This is a genomic window from Ohtaekwangia sp. (assembly GCF_036568665.1).
Lineage (GTDB): Bacteria > Bacteroidota > Bacteroidia > Cytophagales > Cyclobacteriaceae > Ohtaekwangia.
On the sequence record NZ_DATCSD010000272.1, the window covers coordinates 1 to 21,609 of the forward strand.

21 protein-coding genes and 1 tRNA gene are annotated in these 21,609 nt (G+C 43.2%); 8 read left to right on the forward strand and 14 right to left on the reverse strand.

The annotated features are described in order from the left end of the window. Positions 1–3 precede the first annotated feature (3 nt). On the reverse strand, positions 4–1,227 hold the full coding sequence (locus VIN08_RS15045; protein WP_331966747.1) for a DUF4272 domain-containing protein: 1,224 nt from the start codon (positions 1,225–1,227) through the stop codon (positions 4–6). 310 nt (positions 1,228–1,537) lie between these two features. On the opposite strand from VIN08_RS15045, the gene VIN08_RS15050 reads away from it, so the two are divergent. The 5 genes from VIN08_RS15050 (at position 1,538) to VIN08_RS15070 (ending at position 4,991) form a co-directional block, all read left to right on the forward strand. Beyond that, positions 1,538–1,696: a hypothetical protein gene (locus tag VIN08_RS15050; protein WP_331966749.1), complete on the forward strand. Its 159-nt coding sequence runs from the start codon at positions 1,538–1,540 to the stop codon at positions 1,694–1,696. A gap of 34 nt (positions 1,697–1,730) precedes the next feature. Next, entirely contained in the window at positions 1,731–2,318 is a 588-nt protein-coding gene (locus VIN08_RS15055; protein WP_331966751.1) for a hypothetical protein, read from the forward strand. Between the two features lie 43 nt (positions 2,319–2,361). Then, entirely contained in the window at positions 2,362–3,681 is a 1,320-nt protein-coding gene (locus tag VIN08_RS15060; RefSeq protein ID WP_331966753.1) for an outer membrane beta-barrel protein, read from the forward strand. A gap of 105 nt (positions 3,682–3,786) precedes the next feature. After that, positions 3,787–4,761 carry a hypothetical protein gene (locus VIN08_RS15065; protein ID WP_331966755.1) on the forward strand — a complete coding sequence of 325 codons (975 nt, stop codon included), beginning with the start codon at positions 3,787–3,789 and terminating at the stop codon, positions 4,759–4,761. Then, positions 4,761–4,991 (forward strand): hypothetical protein, encoded by a 231-nt coding sequence (locus VIN08_RS15070; RefSeq protein WP_331966757.1) that lies wholly within the window; start codon positions 4,761–4,763, stop codon positions 4,989–4,991. Before VIN08_RS15065 ends, VIN08_RS15070 begins: the two co-directional genes overlap by 1 nt. A gap of 125 nt (positions 4,992–5,116) precedes the next feature. Here the strand turns inward: VIN08_RS15070 and VIN08_RS15075 are convergent, their stop codons facing one another. The 3 genes from VIN08_RS15075 to VIN08_RS15085 form a co-directional block, all read right to left on the reverse strand. Then, positions 5,117–6,001, reverse strand: a complete 885-nt coding sequence (locus VIN08_RS15075) for a nuclear transport factor 2 family protein (protein WP_331966759.1) — start codon at positions 5,999–6,001, stop codon at positions 5,117–5,119. Positions 6,002–6,093: 92 nt separating this feature from the next. Then, positions 6,094–6,960, reverse strand: coding sequence for an AraC family transcriptional regulator (locus VIN08_RS15080; RefSeq protein ID WP_331966761.1), 867 nt, complete (start codon positions 6,958–6,960; stop codon positions 6,094–6,096). Positions 6,961–7,124: 164 nt separating this feature from the next. Then, positions 7,125–8,393, reverse strand: coding sequence for an OmpA family protein (locus VIN08_RS15085; RefSeq protein WP_331966763.1), 1,269 nt, complete (start codon positions 8,391–8,393; stop codon positions 7,125–7,127). An 888-nt stretch (positions 8,394–9,281) separates the two neighbouring features. Between VIN08_RS15085 and VIN08_RS15090 the strand changes: the two genes are divergently transcribed. Further along, complete coding sequence (locus VIN08_RS15090) at positions 9,282–9,938, forward strand: hypothetical protein (RefSeq protein WP_331966765.1); 657 nt, start codon at positions 9,282–9,284, stop codon at positions 9,936–9,938. 22 nt (positions 9,939–9,960) lie between these two features. Here VIN08_RS15090 and VIN08_RS15095 read toward each other — a convergent pair whose 3' ends face one another. The 10 genes from VIN08_RS15095 to VIN08_RS15140 form a co-directional block, all read right to left on the reverse strand. Beyond that, positions 9,961–10,536, reverse strand: a complete 576-nt coding sequence (locus VIN08_RS15095) for a hypothetical protein (RefSeq protein WP_331966767.1) — start codon at positions 10,534–10,536, stop codon at positions 9,961–9,963. Between the two features lie 149 nt (positions 10,537–10,685). Then, positions 10,686–11,408: a superoxide dismutase gene (locus VIN08_RS15100; protein WP_331966769.1), complete on the reverse strand. Its 723-nt coding sequence runs from the start codon at positions 11,406–11,408 to the stop codon at positions 10,686–10,688. After that, entirely contained in the window at positions 11,405–12,541 is a 1,137-nt protein-coding gene (locus VIN08_RS15105; protein ID WP_331966771.1) for a chromate transporter, read from the reverse strand. Before VIN08_RS15105 ends, VIN08_RS15100 begins: the two co-directional genes overlap by 4 nt. Positions 12,542–12,550: 9 nt before the next feature. After that, complete coding sequence (locus tag VIN08_RS15110) at positions 12,551–13,003, reverse strand: chromate resistance protein ChrB domain-containing protein (RefSeq protein WP_331966773.1); 453 nt, start codon at positions 13,001–13,003, stop codon at positions 12,551–12,553. A gap of 19 nt (positions 13,004–13,022) precedes the next feature. Beyond that, positions 13,023–13,784 carry a DUF2490 domain-containing protein gene (locus VIN08_RS15115; protein WP_331966775.1) on the reverse strand — a complete coding sequence of 254 codons (762 nt, stop codon included), beginning with the start codon at positions 13,782–13,784 and terminating at the stop codon, positions 13,023–13,025. Positions 13,785–13,862: 78 nt separating this feature from the next. Next, the gene (locus VIN08_RS15120) at positions 13,863–14,705 is read right to left on the reverse strand and encodes a chromate resistance protein ChrB domain-containing protein (protein ID WP_331966777.1); all 843 of its coding nucleotides are present in this window, start codon (positions 14,703–14,705) and stop codon (positions 13,863–13,865) included. 483 nt (positions 14,706–15,188) lie between these two features. Next, positions 15,189–15,260, reverse strand: a tRNA-Arg gene (locus tag VIN08_RS15125). Between the two features lie 78 nt (positions 15,261–15,338). Then, complete coding sequence (locus tag VIN08_RS15130; RefSeq protein ID WP_331966779.1) at positions 15,339–16,490, reverse strand: hypothetical protein; 1,152 nt, start codon at positions 16,488–16,490, stop codon at positions 15,339–15,341. A gap of 51 nt (positions 16,491–16,541) precedes the next feature. Next, the gene (locus VIN08_RS15135) at positions 16,542–17,576 is read right to left on the reverse strand and encodes a hypothetical protein (RefSeq protein ID WP_331966781.1); all 1,035 of its coding nucleotides are present in this window, start codon (positions 17,574–17,576) and stop codon (positions 16,542–16,544) included. 41 nt (positions 17,577–17,617) lie between these two features. Then, positions 17,618–19,705, reverse strand: coding sequence for a carboxy terminal-processing peptidase (locus VIN08_RS15140; protein ID WP_331966782.1), 2,088 nt, complete (start codon positions 19,703–19,705; stop codon positions 17,618–17,620). 139 nt (positions 19,706–19,844) lie between these two features. Between VIN08_RS15140 and VIN08_RS15145 the strand changes: the two genes are divergently transcribed. Both VIN08_RS15145 and VIN08_RS15150 read left to right on the forward strand, forming a co-directional pair. Beyond that, positions 19,845–20,807 (forward strand): hypothetical protein, encoded by a 963-nt coding sequence (locus VIN08_RS15145; RefSeq protein WP_331966784.1) that lies wholly within the window; start codon positions 19,845–19,847, stop codon positions 20,805–20,807. A 21-nt stretch (positions 20,808–20,828) separates the two neighbouring features. Further along, the gene (locus VIN08_RS15150) at positions 20,829–21,575 is read left to right on the forward strand and encodes a DNA alkylation repair protein (RefSeq protein ID WP_331966786.1); all 747 of its coding nucleotides are present in this window, start codon (positions 20,829–20,831) and stop codon (positions 21,573–21,575) included. Positions 21,576–21,609 lie beyond the last annotated feature (34 nt).

The window sequence follows — 21,609 nt, forward strand, 5'->3', positions numbered from 1 at the left end:
ATACTATGTATCACAACTAACATCGTCCCACGGCTGGTCCATATAATTTATCAGCCAGTTCAGAGCATAATGTCGTTCGTATACTACACTGGGGTGTACTTCTTCGATCGGTCGTTGGTTGATGCGTGCATCTACGCAAGCCCAGTCCATTCTATAGTATAGATCGTTGGCATCCAGGATCTCTTCTTTCGCGCGACAACTGGTTACTGAATTAATAAAGTCATTAGGGTCTTCACTCCTCCCTATAGGATAATCGTTGGGATCAATGTTATTCAGATTGCATAACTCACTCGGGAAACCGAGATCTTCCACTTTATTCAGCGCCCACATCAATACCCAGATGCACTCACACTTCCATGTTTCATTATTCTTTTTAGCATCGGTTGGATTCTGCAGAAACTCTTTCTCGTTCGGTGTAACTTCATCCCACAGCGCATATTGTTTCAGATACGCTATGGCTTCTTCACCACTAATATTATTGAACGCTACCAGATTGGTTATTGCTAAAATACTAACTCTTGTGGCTACTTCCCGTGGCGATCGTATCACGGTCTCTTCTTCATCTTCTATACAGGGCAGATTCTCATTTATATTAATACGATACCGTTCCAGTATCTCTTCGCTTCGCGTCTTGCGAACTAGCTGCCTTTCTGTGAGTTCTGTTTGTTCTCCATCGAAATAAGATGCATCGATCGATATACTCACGTCAGTAACTTCAGAGTTACCTTGTCCATCCAATAGCAGCCTTAAATCTCCGTCTAAAAAATGCTGTCCCTGTGCACGACTTATAACGGTATTGGGCTGCGCAAATGCTATAGCGTCAAATTCTTTCGCCAGATCTTCTATCAATAACTTCAACTCCTTTATTTCACCTTTCTCTACAATAACAGAGAACTCACAATTAAGTGTCTGGATCTTTCGCAGAAACAACTCTTTTACTTCTGTATTTTTAGCAGGCAGTGAACTTACAAAACCATACAAACCTTTAAGATTTTTTGTCAGCGGGCTATCCTCTATATCCGGTAACTGATAGGAAGGCTCATTTCTCTCCCGATAAGCGATCTTCAGCTTTTTTGAAGAACTGAATAGTCCTCCCTTCAACTCGATCTCAGCAATCCTGAATTCATCCTGCGTACCCAGCGAGATTTCTCCTTTCGGAAATGTACTCTTCAATATCTCAACAATTCTGTCAAAGACTAAACGGTGCGAATAAATTGTGCAAATCATGTATATATACTTTGTTTCTAGTTACTGATAATAAATTCTTTTCACAACTAAATATGTACTTATTGTTGCACACTAATGACTATCGGGTGTAATCTCCTCTGGTACATATAAAAATTTAGTATAGCCACCATTCGGTTAACCTATTTTTAATACATGCCATACCGGTATATCTCTTTACTGATCAGTTTCAGAAATACCTTTCGGATTCCGAAGGGTCGGAGAAAATCGATTTGTATACAATTCTCTGATTAGCAAGGCTATTGACAAGAGGGCATACCTGTTGCCAACGTCTCTCCAAATTTTCAAAAACATGAACACGTATTTTCTACAGTTTATGTGTACTACCCGGCATTTCGTGCAGATGCTGATAGGCTACACATCGTCAAAAATTTCAACTGAAATGGAAGAGAGCTTTCAAATAATTATCTGGGTGGCATGGATGGCACGCTTCTCCGGAGTATTCAACTAATGCTATAATCCTGATCCAAACTTTACAACGAAACATGAAAAGTATATTTACCGCTGCGTGTGTCCTTCTGCCACTGGCAGTCGCTATAGCGCAAACAACAGAAACCGGTGTATATCTCACAGCTTCTGACTTTGAGAATAATAAGCTCTCCGCGGCGGTTCCCTGCACGGAGAAGATCCGGGTTAATCCGATTTTCGATAACGCTCATATTATTATTGGCAAAGGTGCCAACGCCCAGCGCTTTACCAAGTCCTCTCTCTATGGCTATAGTCATTGCCATACAGCGTACAGAATATATAATAAAAACACCTATGAGGTTGCGGGTACCGAAGGGTTCTATATATATACCCGCGAAGTGCTGGTACAGGGCAAAGGTGTTGTTAAACAAGTACACTATTATTTCAGCACCACTGCTGATGGTATAGTACAGGAACTGACGATTGCCAACCTGAAGAAAGCTTTTCCAAAAAATGATGCATTCCACAATTTCCTGGACGACCGTCTGAAAGGAGCATCCGATCTATATACATACGACTCTGCGAGAAAACAATTTAAAGTTTCGCGGCTATATACCGAATCGATAGCCATCGCTACGAGTCGTAATGCTTCTGAGAATAACTAAACATTCATCCTTAACCTAAATAACATACAGCCAGTAAACTTTTATGAAATCAAAACTACAACTGACAGCATTGCTTATATTTTTCATTACAAGCGTCCGGGCGCAGAATGATACTATACCGAAAGTACCTTTTGAAGGTATGGATCTTTCATGGATCAACGGGCAGAATCGTCAGCAGGATTTTCCGCTTACGTTAAAAGACAAAAAAACCGGTGAGACTATATTAACCGGCGTAGCTTACGTTGACTCGTATTTCAACTATAACTTCGCCAATCCAAAAGACAATACGCAAACGATCAGCAGCAGTATTGGCAGAACCAACGAGTTTACCATCAACATGGCATCGGTTGGTTTTGAGAGTTACTATAAGAATATAATCGGGAGAGTGTGGCTTCAGTACGGGCAGATGGGAAGCATCGTTCAGGACCTGGACGGAAGTGTTGGTCGAGGCAGAAATACAAGTATATCGAACCTGAAATATATCCGTGAAGCAGCGGCCGGGTATCACTTTAACAAATGGCATGGCATTAATGTAGAGATGGGTATATTTATGAGCTATATAGGTCTCGAAAGTTTTGTACTGAGCGAGAACTGGAATTACCAGCGAAGCATGGTGTGTGATTTTACTCCATTCTACTTCTCCGGAGCAAGAGTACAGGCGTTTCCTTCCAAGAAGTATAAAGTAGAATTGTGGTTGCTGAACGGTTGGCAAACCTATAATAGCTGGAGCAAAGGTATAGGCTTTGGTAACAGTAACTATTACCGCCCGAACGACAACCTGCAACTGGTGGCCAACTTCTACTACGGTACGGATACACGCAGCAGCTCGCGCATCCGCTTTCACCACGACAACAGTATCGTTGCGCGATACTATAAAAATACATCTTCCAATGGTATATCGCAGGCAGCATTGAGTCTTAACACGCACTATGGCTTTCAAAGTGGTGATGGTGTAAAGGCATCTGATCAGTATATGGCCGGCACATCGCTGGCAAACCGTATATGGTTTCACAAAAACCGTTTTGCGCTTACACTGCGTGGCGATGTAATAACCAATCCGGGTATATATCTGGCCTTCTCGCCTTCGCCTGTAGCGGATAATGATTTCAACGATGCTATGGCAGCAGATCCTAAACAGAAGCTGAATATATTTCAGGGTACAGCTACGTTTGATATTATGCCCAGCGACCACGTAACGTTCCGCCTGGAGTATGGCCACCGAAATGCGAATGTGCCGTACTTCACCGGCCATGGTGGAACAACATCTCCTGACGGATGGAGCGATACACCTGCGAATGGATGGAGACCTGACTTACGCAAGTCGGAAGACAGAATCACCGCTGCGGTAACATTTCGGTTGTAGTGTCTTTCCCGGTGTCTGATTGTTAGACTCTTCACGGACCCCCGCTTTGTAACAGGTGCCGAGTAATCGGCACCTTCTTCCTATATACCTTACTCAAATCTACCTATGACGCTTCAATATATAGTTAATAACAAGTGGAATACATTTATAGCACACATCTGCGAGTTTCATCCACTCACAACAGACTTTATAGCATGCTATACAAAAGAGCTTGATTGGGTTTCGCTTAGCAGAAATAAAAACCTTGCCTGGAGCAGCGAGCTTATCCTGCAATTTGAAGAGCGATGGTCATGGTTCGATCTGTTTCAAAACACAGCGATCGATTGGGTATCGGCTGGTTCGTTTATGATCGAAGAACATATCGACTGGTTCCTGTTGGCGCTACATTGCCGCGAATATAGAGAGGATCGAATTATTACCTCTCCGGGAGCATGCAGGCTTTCCGGTATACTTACGGTTCCTGCTACTATAAAGCTCATGCTGCGAAATATACCGTTTCAGCATTTCGAAAACAGAAAAACAGAATACCGCCAGCGCCTGTATAACTTTCTAACCATGAGCAATCGAAAGCCCAACAGCTATACTTATTACGAAGAAGTAATTCTCCCTTACCTCGGCAAGACGGATGTACAGGAAATTCTCTTCAATCGTATTGCCGGCAACCGGGAAGACATCATGCTTTATAAACTCATGAATGAACAGAAGCATCTATACTATATCAAAAAAATGAACAGGATCAAAAAGATTACTATCGACTTTTATCCCGATCAGCTTCACAACGATTCGTTTTCACTTAAAGAACAGGAGCTTAAAGTTATATTTCCGCAGCGCATCAAGGATTTGATCACAACCAAAAGATTAAAAATATACGATTATACATTGCTTGAAACAGACCGTTTCTATATGGATAACTCCATGTCACATCGGTTTCCGCAAACCTATAAATCGGTAGTGATAGCCGAGAACGACCTGAACGATACGGTAAATCTTATACTGTGCGAAGAAAGTGATTATATACTGGGCGATCAGCTTTATGAATTTCAACATGCCATTCAACAAATAGAAAAAATAATCTGGTGATGAATAAACACAGCAAAGAATCTGCTTTCAACGTGGGCGACATCGTACGACTTCCCTCTGAAGAAAAACTGGTGACGGTTGAATCGGTCAATGAAGACCGGGTACAGTGTGTGTGGCTAAAGCCTGACCTCACACCCGAATACCACGAATTTCATGTTGCTATACTGGTTCGCGCAACGAAAGGGTGCTATACCAATACCAGGGTTGACCATTCGCTGATTGAGAATTGAAGATAAATCTTCAAGTAAAATACAACGGGTATATATAGATTGATCGCCAGCATCAAAATTATTGCACCAAAAAAATGATGAGAACGGCTATCAATCAACCTGTTCTCACCACTTACTATATATTTCTAAAACTTGCCGTTGTTATTTTTCCACTCGGCTTTGGCAGGAATGAGTTCAATCGTATCCCAATGCTCGGCTATTTTTCCATTCTCTACTCTGAACAGATCGTAGAAAGAGTTGAGCTTGCCTGCAAGATGTCCTTCGCTTACCACGAGCACAAAATTACCTTCCCCCAATACTTTATGAATCGTGTCGTACTTCATGGTGATTCCTTGTTTGGCCCACTCGCCCAATGCTTTACCTAAACCGGAAAGCTGGTCAGGAATCAGCGGGTTGTGTTGTATATAATTGTCGCCATGAAAGTATCCGGCAAGCTTATCCATTTTTCCATTCACCAGTATATCTTCCACAAACTGCTTCACCAGTTTTTTATTCGCTTCTGTTTCATTCAATGCTGTTGAAGTCGTTGGCCCATCGATCATGGTGTGTCCGCTTGGATTAGGTTTGGCTGTCTCCTGTAAATTATCCCAATGCTCCACGATCAATCCATTCTCAAAGCGAAAAATATCAAAGCCGATCTTCGGGCCGAAGAAATTATACTCCGTATGCGTAAATACAAAGTCGCCATCTTCAAAGGCTCTTACTGTATTTACCTTGGCAGAATTAGGCGGCAATGCCTGCAACAAGGCGCCAAAGCCCGCGAGGCCATCGGCAACCGCCAGGTTGTGCTGGGTATATTTGTTTGGATTTATATACCCTACAGGTTCTGTAGCACCTGTCTCTATAGCTTTCAATAAAGCCACTACTTTTTCTTTCTTTGTCATACGCTCTGTTTTTACGGTTGATGAATTGGTTGTCGCTTTAGCACTTCCTTTCTTTTGAGCTGTTGCTGATGCAACAACCATTATAAGGGCTGCCAGGACTAATACTGTTTGGGAGTTGTTGTTCATATCGTACTTGATTACGATACAAAGGTGCCGGAACAGGGTGCGCTATAAAAGATCAAAGTACGCCCTTGCATGATACTTTTCGGAAGGGCTGATCAGAGATGTGACTCGCGAAATTCAGATGGCGTAGTACCTGACTGCAGTTTAAAATATTTGATGAAGTTCGTAGGCTCTGCAAAGCCTAATTGAAAACCAATTTCCTTTATCGACTGATTGGTGTGTACGAGTAATCTTTTCGCTTCGAGTAATACGCGATCGTTGATTATTTCCTTCGGTGTCTTGCCCAGAATCTTGGCGGTGGCCTTGCTCAGTCGTTTTTCGGATATATGAATTTTATCGGCATACTCTTTTACTGATCGCACTTTGGTAAAATGAACATCCAGCAATTCATTAAACAACAGGGTATAGTCCAGATCAGCTCCTTTGGAAATTTCGGTAAATCCCTGTTTCCGTTTTTCGCGATCGGCCAGCATTAAAAAATTATGCAAATGATTTTGAAGAACATCCTGATGATACTCTTTGTCCTGCTGCAGGAGTTCCGCCTTCATCAAGTGAAGTATACTATAAAAAGTATCTTTCTGTTCCTGGAATGTCAGCGCTGCAGTATCCAACAAGTCGTGAAACAGGATTGTGCCATGCAGAAATTTTACATCGGCTTCATTTCGACAGAAAAAATTATCGGTAAAGAGAATCAGCGTTCCTTCGAACTTTTCGGATGAATCAAAGAAGTGTACTTTTCCTTTATTAATAAACAAGACAGAATCTTTCGTAAACTTCACTGGTAAAAAATCAACCAGGTGTGTGCCGCTGCCTTTGTGAATCCACAGTATATGATAGAAGTCTGCCCGATGTGGTGAGGTGAGAATATCTTTATGTTTCCTATACAGGTCTTTAACGGAAAGTATCTCAAATTCCAACGCCAGCCCGGGCTTAAATTTATACTTGGCTATACCATCCTTCATGCAGACACAAATTTAAAGTCACCATGACAAGTTATCGGATTAACCTTTCAAACACAAAAAAGCCTGAAATCGTTTTTTACAATTTCAGGCTTTTCACAAGTAGATGCTGACGCTGTCTTTTATTGATTTACCGGCTTATTGATAAGATATAGTATATATCATTTTCAGTTCCTGATAATCTCTATTTCAATCCGATCGTTGGCAGTAGCATTTTCGTAGATGGCCAGCATGGCGCCATATCCCTTGGTAGCAATGCGACTGGCAGCAATACCTCTGCTCACCAGGTAAGCCTTAACAGCTTCCGCTCTTTGTCGCGATAGTTCTTTGGCCGAGCCGTGAGAAGAATTGTTTGCTGCATCAAGTGCAAAGAAATTTTCACTGCTACCTTTTGTTATGATGTCGCCCGATGCATCGTTGCTGGTATGACCATATAGCCTGATCTTACAATGCGGGTTCGACATTAAATCTACCAGCCCCAGGAGCTCATCTTCCGATGCTGGCGTCATGATAGCCGACTTATCAAAGAATTTTACATGCTCCAGTTCGATATAGTCGCCACGACCTACCGGAGTAAGCACTATCGGTATAATTACTTCCTGCTCTGCACCTATAGAAGCTCCTTTTATACTCTTCAGAGGGTCCTCATAATTAAAAGCTCGCTTCGCTAATTTATACCCAACCAGGTTACACACTACAATCAGTTTACCGGTGCCTGGTGCTACCACCGATACGCGCTCATTCGCTTCATAGCGCGCTGCATTATCATCGGGTTCTTTTTCCAGTAAATATACTCTGCCCTTTACAGGCTTATTGTCAGCACTGCTTGTCAACTGAAAAACAAAACTCTTTTTACGAGGTTCAACTGGTTGAGCAGGAGTAGTGGCTGCAGAGTCTTTTGCTGTAGCGGGCTTGTCGGTTGCCGGTTGCTCAACAACAGGAGTGGTAGAAATATATTTCGTGTCTTTACCGGGTTCAGCATCTTTAACGAGTTCAGCATCTTTGTTGAGCTCGGCATTTTCAGCCTCATCTGCTTCGGCAGTGGCTTCGGCTACCTTCTCTCCTTCCAACGGTCCGTTATAGATCCATGCTTTTTGAAATTCCGTTTCGAGCCGGAGCTTGTACGTTGTTTCACGCGCCTTCTGCTTGTCTTTCGTCACACGCACATACACGTAGTATAATTTACGATTGGCATTGAAGGCATATCGTGCAGGATAGTTGAGCCCATGAACATACGTGGTAAAGCGTTCAGCATTTTTCTGAATGGCAAAACCTCCCACCACTACATAATAGTATGGATAGAAATGTTCCTGAGCTGAAGCATTGTTCGAGGAGATTGCTGCCAGCATAACGAATACGAACACGGCATTTTGTATCGGCTGCCGCGTATGCCTAACTATATACAAGGCCGTGCGCCTCCATAGAGATTCTTTCATATCATTTGTTCTGAATTGAGCATGGCAGAGACATGCTCCGGGTAGAGATTTCTAATAGGGTATAGTTTTCATTTGTGAAGGCGAATAAAAGCGGGTATGCTTTACTCCTTCCTGAGAAATATTACGTCTAGCTTCCTTTCGTGTGTACAAGGGAGTTTAACACGGGCGTTTGATCATGAAGGCTGTGAACCTCTTCGACCTGAGTTTGGGTTATCATGAATATAAAAATGCTTTTTTTAAAATGTACGATTTGTGAAAATGCTTCAGCGTCTTTAAGAAACGCACGCGCCAGCGGTGTACTGCCTAAAGCATATATACCTAAATACAGGGGTTATCTTTAGCAAAGCTATATCTTTGATTCATACTAAATGCTAATTTTTAGACTTTTAATTACTTACTAAAATGTAATCCATCCCTGTATTACAGATAGGGTATTTTCAGTAACCAACATTTTTTCTATCTCCTGATTTACAGTGAGGTACAATTGAGCGAGGGACTATAGCATTTCTACAGCGACAAACTGTATTAACAGAAAGTAAATTTATACCAACGCATTGCCCAGTGGCGCTACACTTCCCTTATGTGAAAGATGAACACCCAGACTTATACCGGATAAGTATATATCTGCTTGATTACCAACACAGAAACCAACAAAGTAAATAAGTGACAGTGTGACAGTTATTCAAGACTCTTTGGAATTGAAGTCAAAATCAAAAAACGGATTTACATGGAAGGTAAAAAATGAATGTTTCTTTCTTTGTAACCAGAAAAGTTACTGATCTGGTCTCTTTCAAAATATTTCAAGTTCCATCAAACCCAACACATGGGTCTTACATAGAAAAATCAGGCAACCATATTATATTCGTTTTTGCGTCAGGCATAGTTAACATGAAAGAATTTCCCTTCCTGGAATTGATTGGACACATTTGTAAAAAACCGGCTATGTATACAGGAGGCTCTGTAAAAGAAACTCTTGCTTTCATTGATGGATACAGATTCGGAAATAACGTACCGATCAGTGTAGATATTTTCGATCGATTTGTATGTGCCCGTAATTCATTTCCTGGAAATTACACCTGGGGCTCTGTTATAATCTCTTGCGCTAAAGATGATAATGATGCATTCCGGTTAATAGAGGAAAACATCAGCGAGTTTATTCGTTTGAGAGAAGAGATATCAGACGATGATGAATTGATTCAATATGTCGTGGGACAATTAGCAGAGGAAGGAGAAGCAGAGAAAATTTTCAGACAATTTGACAAAGCTCTTTTATCTGGAGACGAACTATTGTTAAGGTCATTGATTGAAGAACACCACGATGCCCATTTATTATGGCAAGCAGCATATCCTGAAGGTATAGCCGTTCAGTTACAAGAGATTTCAGACGTGCAACCTATTCGAAGTATACCTGTTTCAGAGGACGGCAAGAAAGTAAAAATAATTGCACCCGGCTGGCCCTTCCCCATTGAAATGAATTTTAAAAACGGAAAATGGAAAGTAGATGCAAATCCCATCATTCAGTTTAGAAAGAGGAGCAACATCTGAGCAACCTTTATATATACCTCTATCATTGCCCAAACAAATCGCGGAGAACTTCATCTTTTTTAAAGATCGAATCCAGTTTATGAAGCAGCGCTGTTGTATTCTCAAGCCGGTTTACCACTGTATTTTCAGTTGCTTTGGAAGACAGCAATGAATCATACTTCAACTTTAATTCAAGGAAATTTATAATGTGGTTGCGTGTAACAGAATCAGCGCTGAGATCAAGTCCCCGGAGGATATAGGGAGCCATAAGTTGCTGCAGCAAACCGTTTACATCATTCAGATAGTTATCGATCGCATCGCGATTCAATCCGTTTGTGATCGTAGCCAGATCGCTGTTAACAACCTGGTTGATAGCATTTGTAATATCCAACCGTTGCAAACCTGTAATCTTTGGCGATGACCGAACCGTAACGGTTAACAGCTTTTCATTTTTTACAGTAACGAATTTCAGTGAATCGAACCTTGCCTGCTGACGAGCGGAAGGTGACTTCTCCTGCACCACAGTTTCTTCTTTTTTACTTTTGCATTGGGCAAAAGCCAAAACAACCACTAGCAATATACTGGTGCCGGCCGTAATGTATTTTTTAGTAACGTACATATAACATGATCTTTGAAATCCCAATATAGCCAGTTTATTCATCTTAAAAAGATATACTATATTTCCGGTGGCATGCTAAGCAAAAAGCCTGAAGTCTCTGCAACTTCAGGCTTTCAATGCTGGTGTAAACGGATAGACTATCTCATATCCTATCCGATTTTCAAAGCAACATTAAATCTCTCGGCAACATTATCCCAGTTGATAATAGGAAAAAGATTATCGACAAACTCTGCTCTGCGGTTGCGATATTTCAAATAATAAGAATGCTCCCATACATCGATAACGAGTATAGGTATAACACCCCATTGTGTAAGCTTCTCGTGGTTCTCGCATTGCAGTATGGTAAGCTTCTGGGTATAGGGTTGATAGCCGAGTATTCCCCAGCCATTGCCGTCAACACCTTTAGAGGTTTTACTGATCAATGCTTTCAATTTATCGTAGGAGCCAAAGTCCTTTTCAATTTGCTTTAGCAATACACCGGAGGGATCCGTTTTTTTATTTGTGAGATTGGTCCAGAAAATAGTGTGAAGTATATGCGATGATAAATGAAAGGATAATTTCTTTGTCCAGTAGTCAACCGTCTCAAGATTATTTTCATCCATCGATTTCTTTATCATCTGCAAATCTTTATTCGCAGCCTTTACTGCATCGCCATGATGAAAGGTATAATGAAGATGCACAGTTTCCTGGTCCATCGAGGGCTCGAGAAAATTTTCATTATACGGCAGCGACTGCAAGGCAAAGTTTCCATCTTTATCAGTCAACTTATCTAGACCTGTTTGCTGCAGGCTTTGCGCCAATGCACTGTTCAGCGGCAAGATGGATGCACCACCCATAATCGCTGATGTCTTCAGAAATTCATTACGATTCATAAAATTGATTTTAGAAGTATACCGACCAGTGCTGCAACCCCAATAATTATGGGCTCCTGCAGCTTTTTAAATTTCAACAAGATAGCAATTGTTGCTAACGCCATTGCTATTGCCGGTAAATCTGTTAGCGTACGTTTACCCAGCACCAGCACAGCTCCGGCAATAGCTCCTATAGCAGCCGCTGTTACTCCGTCTACAAATGCTTTTATAGCCGGATGCTTTCCGTATTTCTTGAAGTATGGTGCCGGTATAACGGTAAACAAATAGCAGGGCACAAATGTAGCCAGCGCTGCCACACAAGCTCCTGGTATACCGGCCGCTATATATCCGATAAAGCCTACCGTAATTACAATAGGACCGGGCGTTATCATGGCTACGGCTACAGCATCCAGAAACTGTTGCTCCGTGAGCCAATGATATTCCTTTACTACACCACCATATAAAAACGGAACAATAGCAAGGCCGCTTCCAAAAACAAAAGTACCAGCTTTCGTAAAAAACCAGGCTATCTCTCCTGTTCTCGAATGTGTAACAGACTGAACCTGTGCTATAATAATCGGAAATATACCTTGCGCACGAACGTGCAACCACGAGGGCGGAGCTTTAACAAACCATACAATAACACCGGCCAGCAGTATCAGCCCCAGTATTTCTTCTTCCGTAATAAATGTTGTTATCGCTAAAACAATAAATATAGCCCAGAGTAATTTTTCCTTGCCTATACTTTTGGTCGTTAGCTTATAGCTTCCAATAGCGATGATTCCAATCACAGCGGCACCTACTCCGTAGAATACAGCCTGCATCCAGGGTAAGCCTCCATACAGAGTATAAGCGTATCCTATACCCAACACCATTAAAAAAGAAGGTAAAACAAAGGCAAGCCCCGCAAGGGTAGCTCCCAGCAGATGATAGTGTACATATCCTATATATATAGCCAGTTGTGCTGCCAGCGGCCCTGGTGCCAATTGCGATAATGCAAGACCTTCTTTATAGTCTTCTTCTGTAATCCACCCCCTGGCTTCCACCAGGTCGCGATGCATATACCCTACCAGGGCTACGGGGCCACCAAATCCCCAGGTACCAAGTTTCAGAAAATAAATCACTATATCTTTCAGCGAATACGCGGGCATCATGTTATATACTTATAGTTTAGGAGACCAGTTGTGCTTTTCATTCTGAACAAACCTGGCCCAGCTATACAGGGCATCATACATTTTCATTCCAATAGAAAGCTGTTCATGATCATTTTGATAATTGTAGGAAAGCCCTGCAGATATAGCCCACAAGCCGGCTGCCTGTGGAGCAAGTCCAAAACTATCCGTATCGGCAGCACGAATAATCGTGGCCATCTGTTGAACGGCCGGATCGGTAATGTTATGCTTTCGAACGATATAGTCGAACGTACATAGCTCACCTTCATGCGAATATTCTGCACCGGGTATATCGTAAGGAATAGCATTCAGTTCTGCAGCTTTACGAAGCACCTGCTCCCGGGGAGCATAAATAAACTCTGCTTCGTGATCTACAAACTTTTTGATCAGCCAGGGACAAGCGATGCGATCAATTTTAGGACGCTCTCGTGTAATCCATTTCATGACTGTAATTTTTAAGCAGTTATACTTTGCTACGCCAGTCCAGTGTATGGAAGAAAAACAAACGGATGGCGTTTGTTGATATATAGCTGTCACCGGATGCTTCCTGCTGATAGATATTCATATATCCCAGCTGAGCATTCAGACGTTGTGTAAACTGGTAGCCTATACCGGCAAAGAATCGATTCTGATCAAATGTATTATATACGATCTTACCACCAAAGTTCAGAAACACTTCGTTCATAACGGCTATAAAAGGTGTTCGTGGCACAATCTCTTTACCTTTCAGAGGAATAAAGAACGCCATGTTATAGCGGAGGCGATAATTGAAATTATAGCCTTCCTGCAGTTCATCGTTCGCGATCTTCCTGTTGAAACGCTCTTCGAGCCGCAGCCATTGAAGCGTTGTGAGTCCCGTATATTTTTGATTCCACCATATCTGTTGCCAGGCTCTGTGCTCCGGTCGTGAAGTATCCAATCCTTTGGCCGGAAAATGATTCACAAATGCATAGCCGGCAGTGAAGCGCAGGTTATCCTGAATGAACCACGTGGCTCCCGGACGAAACAAAAACTGAAAAGGCCGGTCGATGAAGTGATCTGTTTGCCGGTAGTGAACATCCAGCCATAGACCAAATTTATTGGTGAGCCTTGTCTGGTTAAAAAATCCCAGCCACAGTTGCTCGCGATGATGCACAGCTTTTGCCGTTGCCTGTGCCTGGCATACCTGAACGGAAAAAGTCAGGATGTTGAAAAATATAATAAGGATGATGCAACGCCTGGTCATACTCCATTGAATAAGTTATTCAATATTATTGCGTATAGCAGCAAGAGTATAGTATAAAATTTACGTTTTGTATCTGCTTTACTTTTTTGGAGATTTTTTCCGATAGTCCTTCGGATTTATACCAGTATGCTTTTTGAATATCCTGTTAAAATGACTTTGATCGGAAAAGCCTGTCAGGTAAGCAATCTCCGAGAGCGTATGACTGGATTCATCCAGGAGCTGCATAGCTTTTTCGATGCGTAACTTTCTGATGTAATCACCAAAAGAAAGGTCATCAAAATACTTTGAAAATTCTCTTGATAAATACGATGGATGAACATTGAGACTTTGTGATACTTCACGGAGTGAAAGACTTAAATTAGTATCGATCTGATCCTGAATGATCTCCTTTAACTCCTGTGCCCACGCTGGTATTTTTCGTGAGCCCGATTTTTTCTTCAGAAATTTCTTATACACATCCAGCAACAGGTTTTCAATAGGATTCTGCGTATGCTTTTCATTCTGCAGATACTTTGCCCAGCTGTAGAGTGCATCGTATAACATCATTCCTTTTTCAAGGAGTTCATGATCATCTTTAGTGTTGTAGGCAAGTCCTGCAGAAATTGCCCAAAGCCCTGCCGCCTGACTGGCTATATCATGCCGATCTGTATCGGCACCCCGTACAATTACTGCTAACACGTTCAGGGCAGCATCATTCAGTTTATGTTTTTTAATAATATAGTCGAATGTACACTCGTCACCATAATGCGAATATTCAACGCCTGGCAAATCAAAAGGGATAGCATTCCATTCTTTCGACTTCGGCACGACCTCATCAAAGGGCACATATATAATTTCAGCATCCTTGTCAACGAAACGCCTGATCAGCCATGGGCAAGCTATACGATCGATCTTCGGATGTTCACGCGTTATCCATCTCATAGAAGTTGAAAGTCTTATTTATAATTTTCCCGACATCGGGTGTACGCAGCATTATGAAAAACAGCAAGAGTAAAAATACATCCAAGATTATTGATAACGAAAATGTCTTCGCAGAGACCTGACTACATTACGATGCACCAACCGGTATTTCAAATTTATGCCTGACGCAACTACACTACTCGCCCGAAAGAATCGATAACAGTATTGATATAGTCCGTTCCGAGAGAAGAAATGCAATACGATGGATCATGCTGTTTTGATCGTTTAATCCATTGAACTGCGATATTCAAGAGGAGATACAGCGATGAAGATATATACTCGATTATAACCCTTGATCAAAAGTAAGTGTCTTCTTTGACCAATGTGGTCCGCCATTATAAAATGGTTTTCAAGCAAAAAAACTGAAAAATAATTAAGAGAAGAAGATCATTTCCAATCAAAAAAGCCTGAAATCTCTACGACTTCAGGCTTTCAGTATTGGTGTAGCCCCGGCAGGAATCGAACCTGCATCTTAAGAATCGGAATCTTAAATTCTATCCATTGAAATACGGAGCCGGAAGAAAAGACGCTGCAAAAATAAACAAACCGTGTTACCGAAAAAATGTTCCCGGCAAATACACGATCCGTTGATTTTTAAATGCCTGCTTCTGCCTGTAGTTCAAGCATATTTATGGGTATCAGGTTTACATTAAACTTCTGCACTACCATATTCATGATCGGGTCGTTCTTTATCTTGTGAATAATACGGGTAGTCTGGTTGGCATCGTAGCCCATCACCATCTGGTCGGTAAGGCCGAGGTATTTTACAGAATAGAAAAATCCTGCCACCACATACGGACCGAATGGTGTTTGAGGAATATCGAATGAGCTGCCCGTCATATTAAACACGGTGTTGGGTAAGTAATCGCCCGTGTGTTCAATGTTCTTTAGCCGCATATAGTAATTCGCAGCCAATAAACGTGACGACATTCGCGGGTCGCTCATGCATAGCAATCCGGCCAGCGGCTTTTGTCTTTGACTCTGCGTGATCAGTATATCTTTTGCATGGCGATCGTTCTGTGCATGCTTGCGTATTTCTGTTTGCACTGTATCCCAGAAGGGTACCGAAGGTTCACCATCATCTACACGTATCAGGGAATGTATAGCGTAGTCTAATATACCGCAGGTGATCGATACATTCAGCATCTTCAACTCGGAGTCTGTAGCAATGGCTTTCTCCAGTATCGTGCGCTGATGACGCGGGTGTGTTCTCAACAAGTCGATGCTGCAGATCCAGTCACCAGCCAGGTAGCCATCGTACGCATAGTACTCGCGTAACAGGTGCTTGATCTTGGTATCGTTATCAATAACCATCGCGCGACCTTTCATGGTAACAACGGGTTTTTCCTCCACAATCATCTGCTCGATCTCTACACCCACAGCCGAAGCTCCGAGCATACCACAGTTCAACGGAGAGCCATCTACAATTTTCAAATCGTGTACGTGACTGATATAGTGATCGTTCGAGTCTTCCGTTAAGTGACCGTGTGTTTGTATATGTACGTAGTAACTTATAGGGAGCTGCACATCTATACAGTTACGTTGCGCCTGCTCAAAAGTACGCTTGATGTCCATCACAATATCCGGAGTAACAAACGATCCTGCAGCGCGAATCACGTGCACCTCTACATCAATTCCCATCGCACGAAATTCCTGTGTGGTTTTATCCACCACATCAATTTGCACCTGGCTCAGGTCGCGTGCATCCGCGCAGCCTACAAGAATATGTACCTGTTTTTCTCTCATAACAAAACTCCCCGTATCGTTTTTAACTTGATTTATGGTGCAATATATAGCTTAATGCGGAACATGCGAATCCAGGAAGCGTTTCTCGGTATCATTCCAGTTATTCAGCAATTTGGCCTGGTTGGCAGACATCGACTGTAATGATTTGTTGGAAGCATTGATGGAGGCATTCATTTCGTTTACAGCTTTGTTATACTGATCAACATCTGCGCTCGTGCGTTGGTCTGCCGGCTTGGAATCAAATGCTTTTTTTATTTTCTCAAACTCATTGCTCTTTACCAGAAACTCCCGTTGCAGCGGTATATCTTTCTCGCCTTCGCTTTTTTGAAACTCCAGCATTTTACGACATGCAGTTACCAGCGAACCATCGCCTTGAAAGGCGCGCATCGTATCCAGCCTGGCGAGTCCTTCGTCTACAAAGCGTATTAACGTTGTGCGGTTTTGTTCGAGACTGTTAATGTCTTTTTTATTCCACGCTTCGGTAGCATAGCCTTCCTGCTTGTAGGTTTTAAAAAAGATGAGGTATACCTGCCGATGATATATACTTACCGCTGATACCTGCTGAAGCTTCTTCGACATTTTTGAATCGCCTCCATCCACAAGATTAATTTTGTTGCTGATCGCAAACGCTTTTAATATAGGGCTGATCTGATCTTGTGCCAGTGCCAGCACTTCGCTGGCTTTATCCTGTGCAAGCAGATACGCTTCCATAGCATCGTACGATTGCTCGGCAATCTCTTCCATGTCTACAATCTTGTGATAGTCTTCATTAAATACTTTGAGCTCAATATCCCAATATCGTTTATAGGCATCGCGCAAGGTTGCATCGCCTTTAAAAGGTTTTACGCGTGTAGCATCGTTAAGTGCTTTACGAATGCTGGCGATCAGTTCGCTTCTCCGTTTCTCCAGCTTGCGGGCACGCTTGCCATGCGCAAACTCACTCATATAGCTTAGGTAATTTTCCGAGAGTTGTTGTGAGCGGCTGCTAAAGAAATCCATATACTCTACAGCCGATTCAAAATTCTGTGCAGCAGCAACGAAAGATACAAGAGTAAGCACCAGTATACTGGCAAGACGCATGATCATAACAATTCAGTAAGGTTAGGGTTTAAATGATAGTATATAATTTATTTGTGGCTCGTCTCTTCAATAAGATCCGCCATCACATGAAACGCTTCTGCAAGGTAAATATCCTTTCGGAGTTTTTTCAGCCACGTGTCGTTAAACTTTCGGGTATAATCATCCAGGGTTACACGCTGCTGATCGGACTGACTGTTGCTCACGGTATAGGTGCTAACGGACTGGCTAAACGCCTGCTCCAGTGCCGCGTAGTGTTTGGTTTGCTCGGCAGCATGCTGATTGAAATCATCCCACAATAACAATACAGGTTCCTGTCTCTTTTTTACTTCGGCCGCAAGCCACGCACGACTTTTCAGTACTTCCTGAAAAGGTGCTGAAGCTTCTACACGTGCTTCGCTGTTCTTTCGCAGCGGCAGCAACGGCAGGGGTAGCTGCGGACGATAATATGTTTTCTTTATCACCGAGTCGAGCGGTAAAGCAAACGGAAGTCTTGCTTCGCCCAGATCGAGTACCTCCAATATATCGGGTAATAAAACATCGGGGCGCACACCTCTGCCCTGCACGGCTCTTCCCGTAACACGGTATATTTTATCGGTAGTAATGCTCGCATAGCCGGTACCCGATTTTAATGTGCCATCCAGTGATGGTGGCTTCTGTGCCGGATCGAGCGGAAAGAAATTCTGTGCAGTTGCTTTGCCAAACGTAGCACTGCCTACAATCACTGCGCGGTTATAGTCTTGCAACGCAGCCGCCAGAAATTCGGAAGCCGATGCACTCTGTCCGTTCACCATCAATATCAGCGGACCATCATATACTGTTCCGCGATTCATATCTTTCAAGGTAGTAGCATGCTGTGTTTTGTCTTTTAAAATACCCAGTGCACCTTCATCGATAAATATACCTGCCATGGCCATAGCCTCTTGCAGGGAGCCACCGCCATTGTAGCGCACATCGAGTATAAGTCCGTCAATGTGTTCTTTCTTCAGGTTGAGAATTTCTTTCGCTACATCACTCGCACAACGCGTGCCTTCACTCTCATCGCTCCAGCGGGTATAAAAATCCGGCAGCGATATATAGCCTATGGTATATTTATCTTTCAGTAAATAACTGCGCGCATAATTTTCTTCCAGCGATATTTTCTCTTTACGCAAACGCACTGTGTGTGCAATACCACTCGCCTGCTGCACAGTAAAGTCCATCATCTGGTGGTTATCGTCAGCCAATACCTGGTTGGCTTCTTCCAGCGAGAGTCCTGTTACATCAATACGTTCCTGCCCTTCCCATTGCAAACTCACCAGTATATCGGAAGCATGCAGCTCCCCGGATTTCCATGCAGGCCCACCGGGAGCCAGTGCAGCAATGAGTACATCACCGCGATCATTTTCATCCAGCGTTACACCGAAGTAATATCCCTCTGTGCTGAGCGATGCCATAAAATTTTCCATGGCCGTAAGGGGCAGATAGCTCGTATGCGGATCGAACACCGAAGCAATAACCTGGAAGTATGCCGTTGCCAGGAATGATTCAAAACCGGAAGCATGATTGAGTATGCGTTTGATAGAACGCAGCTCTTGTTGCTTGACACGCTGCCGCGTTTCAGGTTCATAGCGGGTATAGAAGTCGCCCGTGTTGCCGGTATAGCTTTTCTGTTTATCAACAAGACGTTCAAAGGCCTGGTACTTGAGCCAATGACGCCAGCGATGAACGCGCTCCTGTTCGTTGAACGACCAGTGAGCGGTATCGTACTCGAAGAATTCACGAAAATCTTTCTTGAATGGCGCGGCCGATTGCTCTTCGATGATCGCAGCCGAACGCTGCAGGCTGGCCTTATATACTGTTGTGAGGTCCTGTAGAAATTTCCAGCCGGTGCCATTGAGTTCATCATCCAGCAACGACCTATATTTCAGCAGGGGCTTAATGTCTGCTTCGGTAAAGAAAAGCTTGTCGGGATCGATCTCGCGGAGCAAAGCATCAAACACCTGGCCGGCAAATACATCATCAACCGGTTTAGGACTATAGTGTTGTTCTTTGAGTTTACGGATCAGCAGACGTGCTTCGCGTTCATAATCGGGGAGCTTCTGTGCTCGTGCAGCAAGTAAACAGCAGGTAAAGATGAGGAGTAAAAGACAGCGCATGATTGGTGAAAGATCAAAAATTAATGACTCTCTTCAAACAGCACCAGGCATGTAGTTAAAAAATTACTCTGGCAAAGTATAGCGCAAATGAATAATTTTAAGTTATTTCCAACAGGATTGTAACTGTGATGATGCAGACATGCTTGATTTTTTAAAAAAGACCCCTATACCGGAAGGACATGATGAATCGCGCGTCCTGGCATTTCGCTACTATCTTCTGGCTATTACCTTCCTTTCATTGCTCGGTATTGTGTTCGAGCTGATCATCGACTTCAGAAGTATTTCGGTTGCTTACCTGACCGTTCTTGCTATAACCCCTGCCCTGCTGCTCACACTGTCGTTACTGCAGGTAAATCACCGGTGGCTGGTAGTGTCTAATATACTCTTCATACTCACCATCAACCAGGTGCAGATCATTAACAACCCGATGTTCTTTCATACCTGGGTATTCTGGATGGGACTTACGCCCCTGTTCCTTACCATGTTTACCCGCACCATCGAAACCATTTTGCTTACGGTAATCATTCTGTGTTTTATTATAACCAATGGTATATATGTATCCAGCGGTACAAGCTCGTACGAAACCGTTATACTGCCGATAAACTTTACGGCTGCCGGTGTGTTGTTCACACTGGTTACAGCTACGATAGCCATACTGTTTGGCTATACGCAGCAGGCGGTGAACACGCGACTTGTTAAACAAAACCTGATGCTGCAATCGCTCACGGTAGAGATTGAGCAACAGAATAAATTACTGAAAGACCAGAACGAAGAGATCACGCAAATCAACAACCGGCTGGAAGAAGCCAACTTTCACCTGGAAGAACGCGTAGCCGAAAGAACGCTGGAGCTGGAAGGCCACAATAAAAAACTTACCGAGTATGCGTTTATCAACTCCCATTTACTGCGCGGACCACTGTGCAGCATTCTCGGTCTTATAAACCTGCTGAACAACGCGCAGATGTCGGATGCCGAGAAAGAAATACTCACGCACCTGAAACAATCCAGCCATAACCTGGACGATGTGGTGAGCAAGATCGGCAAGGCGCTGGCGACAGACCCCAGCTTTGATCGCGATACTATTCGCAACCTGAAAGTATAAATACTTCTCCGTATAGTATATATGGCAATCCTCCATGCGCATCACGCTGAGTTACTCGCGGCCATACAAAAAAATTCGGGCAAGGCCAGTCAGCATACTTTTCTGGACGGTTACCTCGGCAACTCGCATCCGCGTTATGCTATACGTGCCCCGGTGCTGCGGAGTATAGCCCGGGAGTGGATGAAGCAGCATCGCGATCTCTCCGCAAAAGCATTCGCGCAGTTACTCACCAGCCTTATAGAAGGAGAATCGTCCACCGAGAAATGCATGGCCGGTATATTACTGGATTACGCTGCGGATGATCAGCGTACGTTCGATCCTGCCTTGTTCGATTCATGGCTCGATCATCTCATTGGCTGGGCTGAAGTAGATACACTTTGCACGGGCGATTATACAGCACACGAGATTACCGCCCAATGGAAAACGTGGAAACCGTTGCTGAAGAAATTCGCGAAGAGTAAAAATATTCAGAAGCGAAGAGCTTCACTGGTATTAGGCTGTTCGCCCTTACGCAAGGAAGCCAACCCGGAAATGGCGGCTGTTATATTCGACAACATCGACCTGTTAAAGAGTGAAAAGGAGATCCTGATCACCAAAGCTATATCGTGGGTGCTGCGGAGTATGGTAAAGCACCATAAGCCCCTGGTGGAGACATACATTCGCGCGAACATGGATACACTTCCCAAGATCGCCATCCGCGAAACACAGGTAGTGCTTAAAACCGGCAAAAAGACCAAGACAGCCAACGCCAGGTCTACACGCCAATAGCGATACAGCTATACCTGCCGGTGTCTTTCAAGTA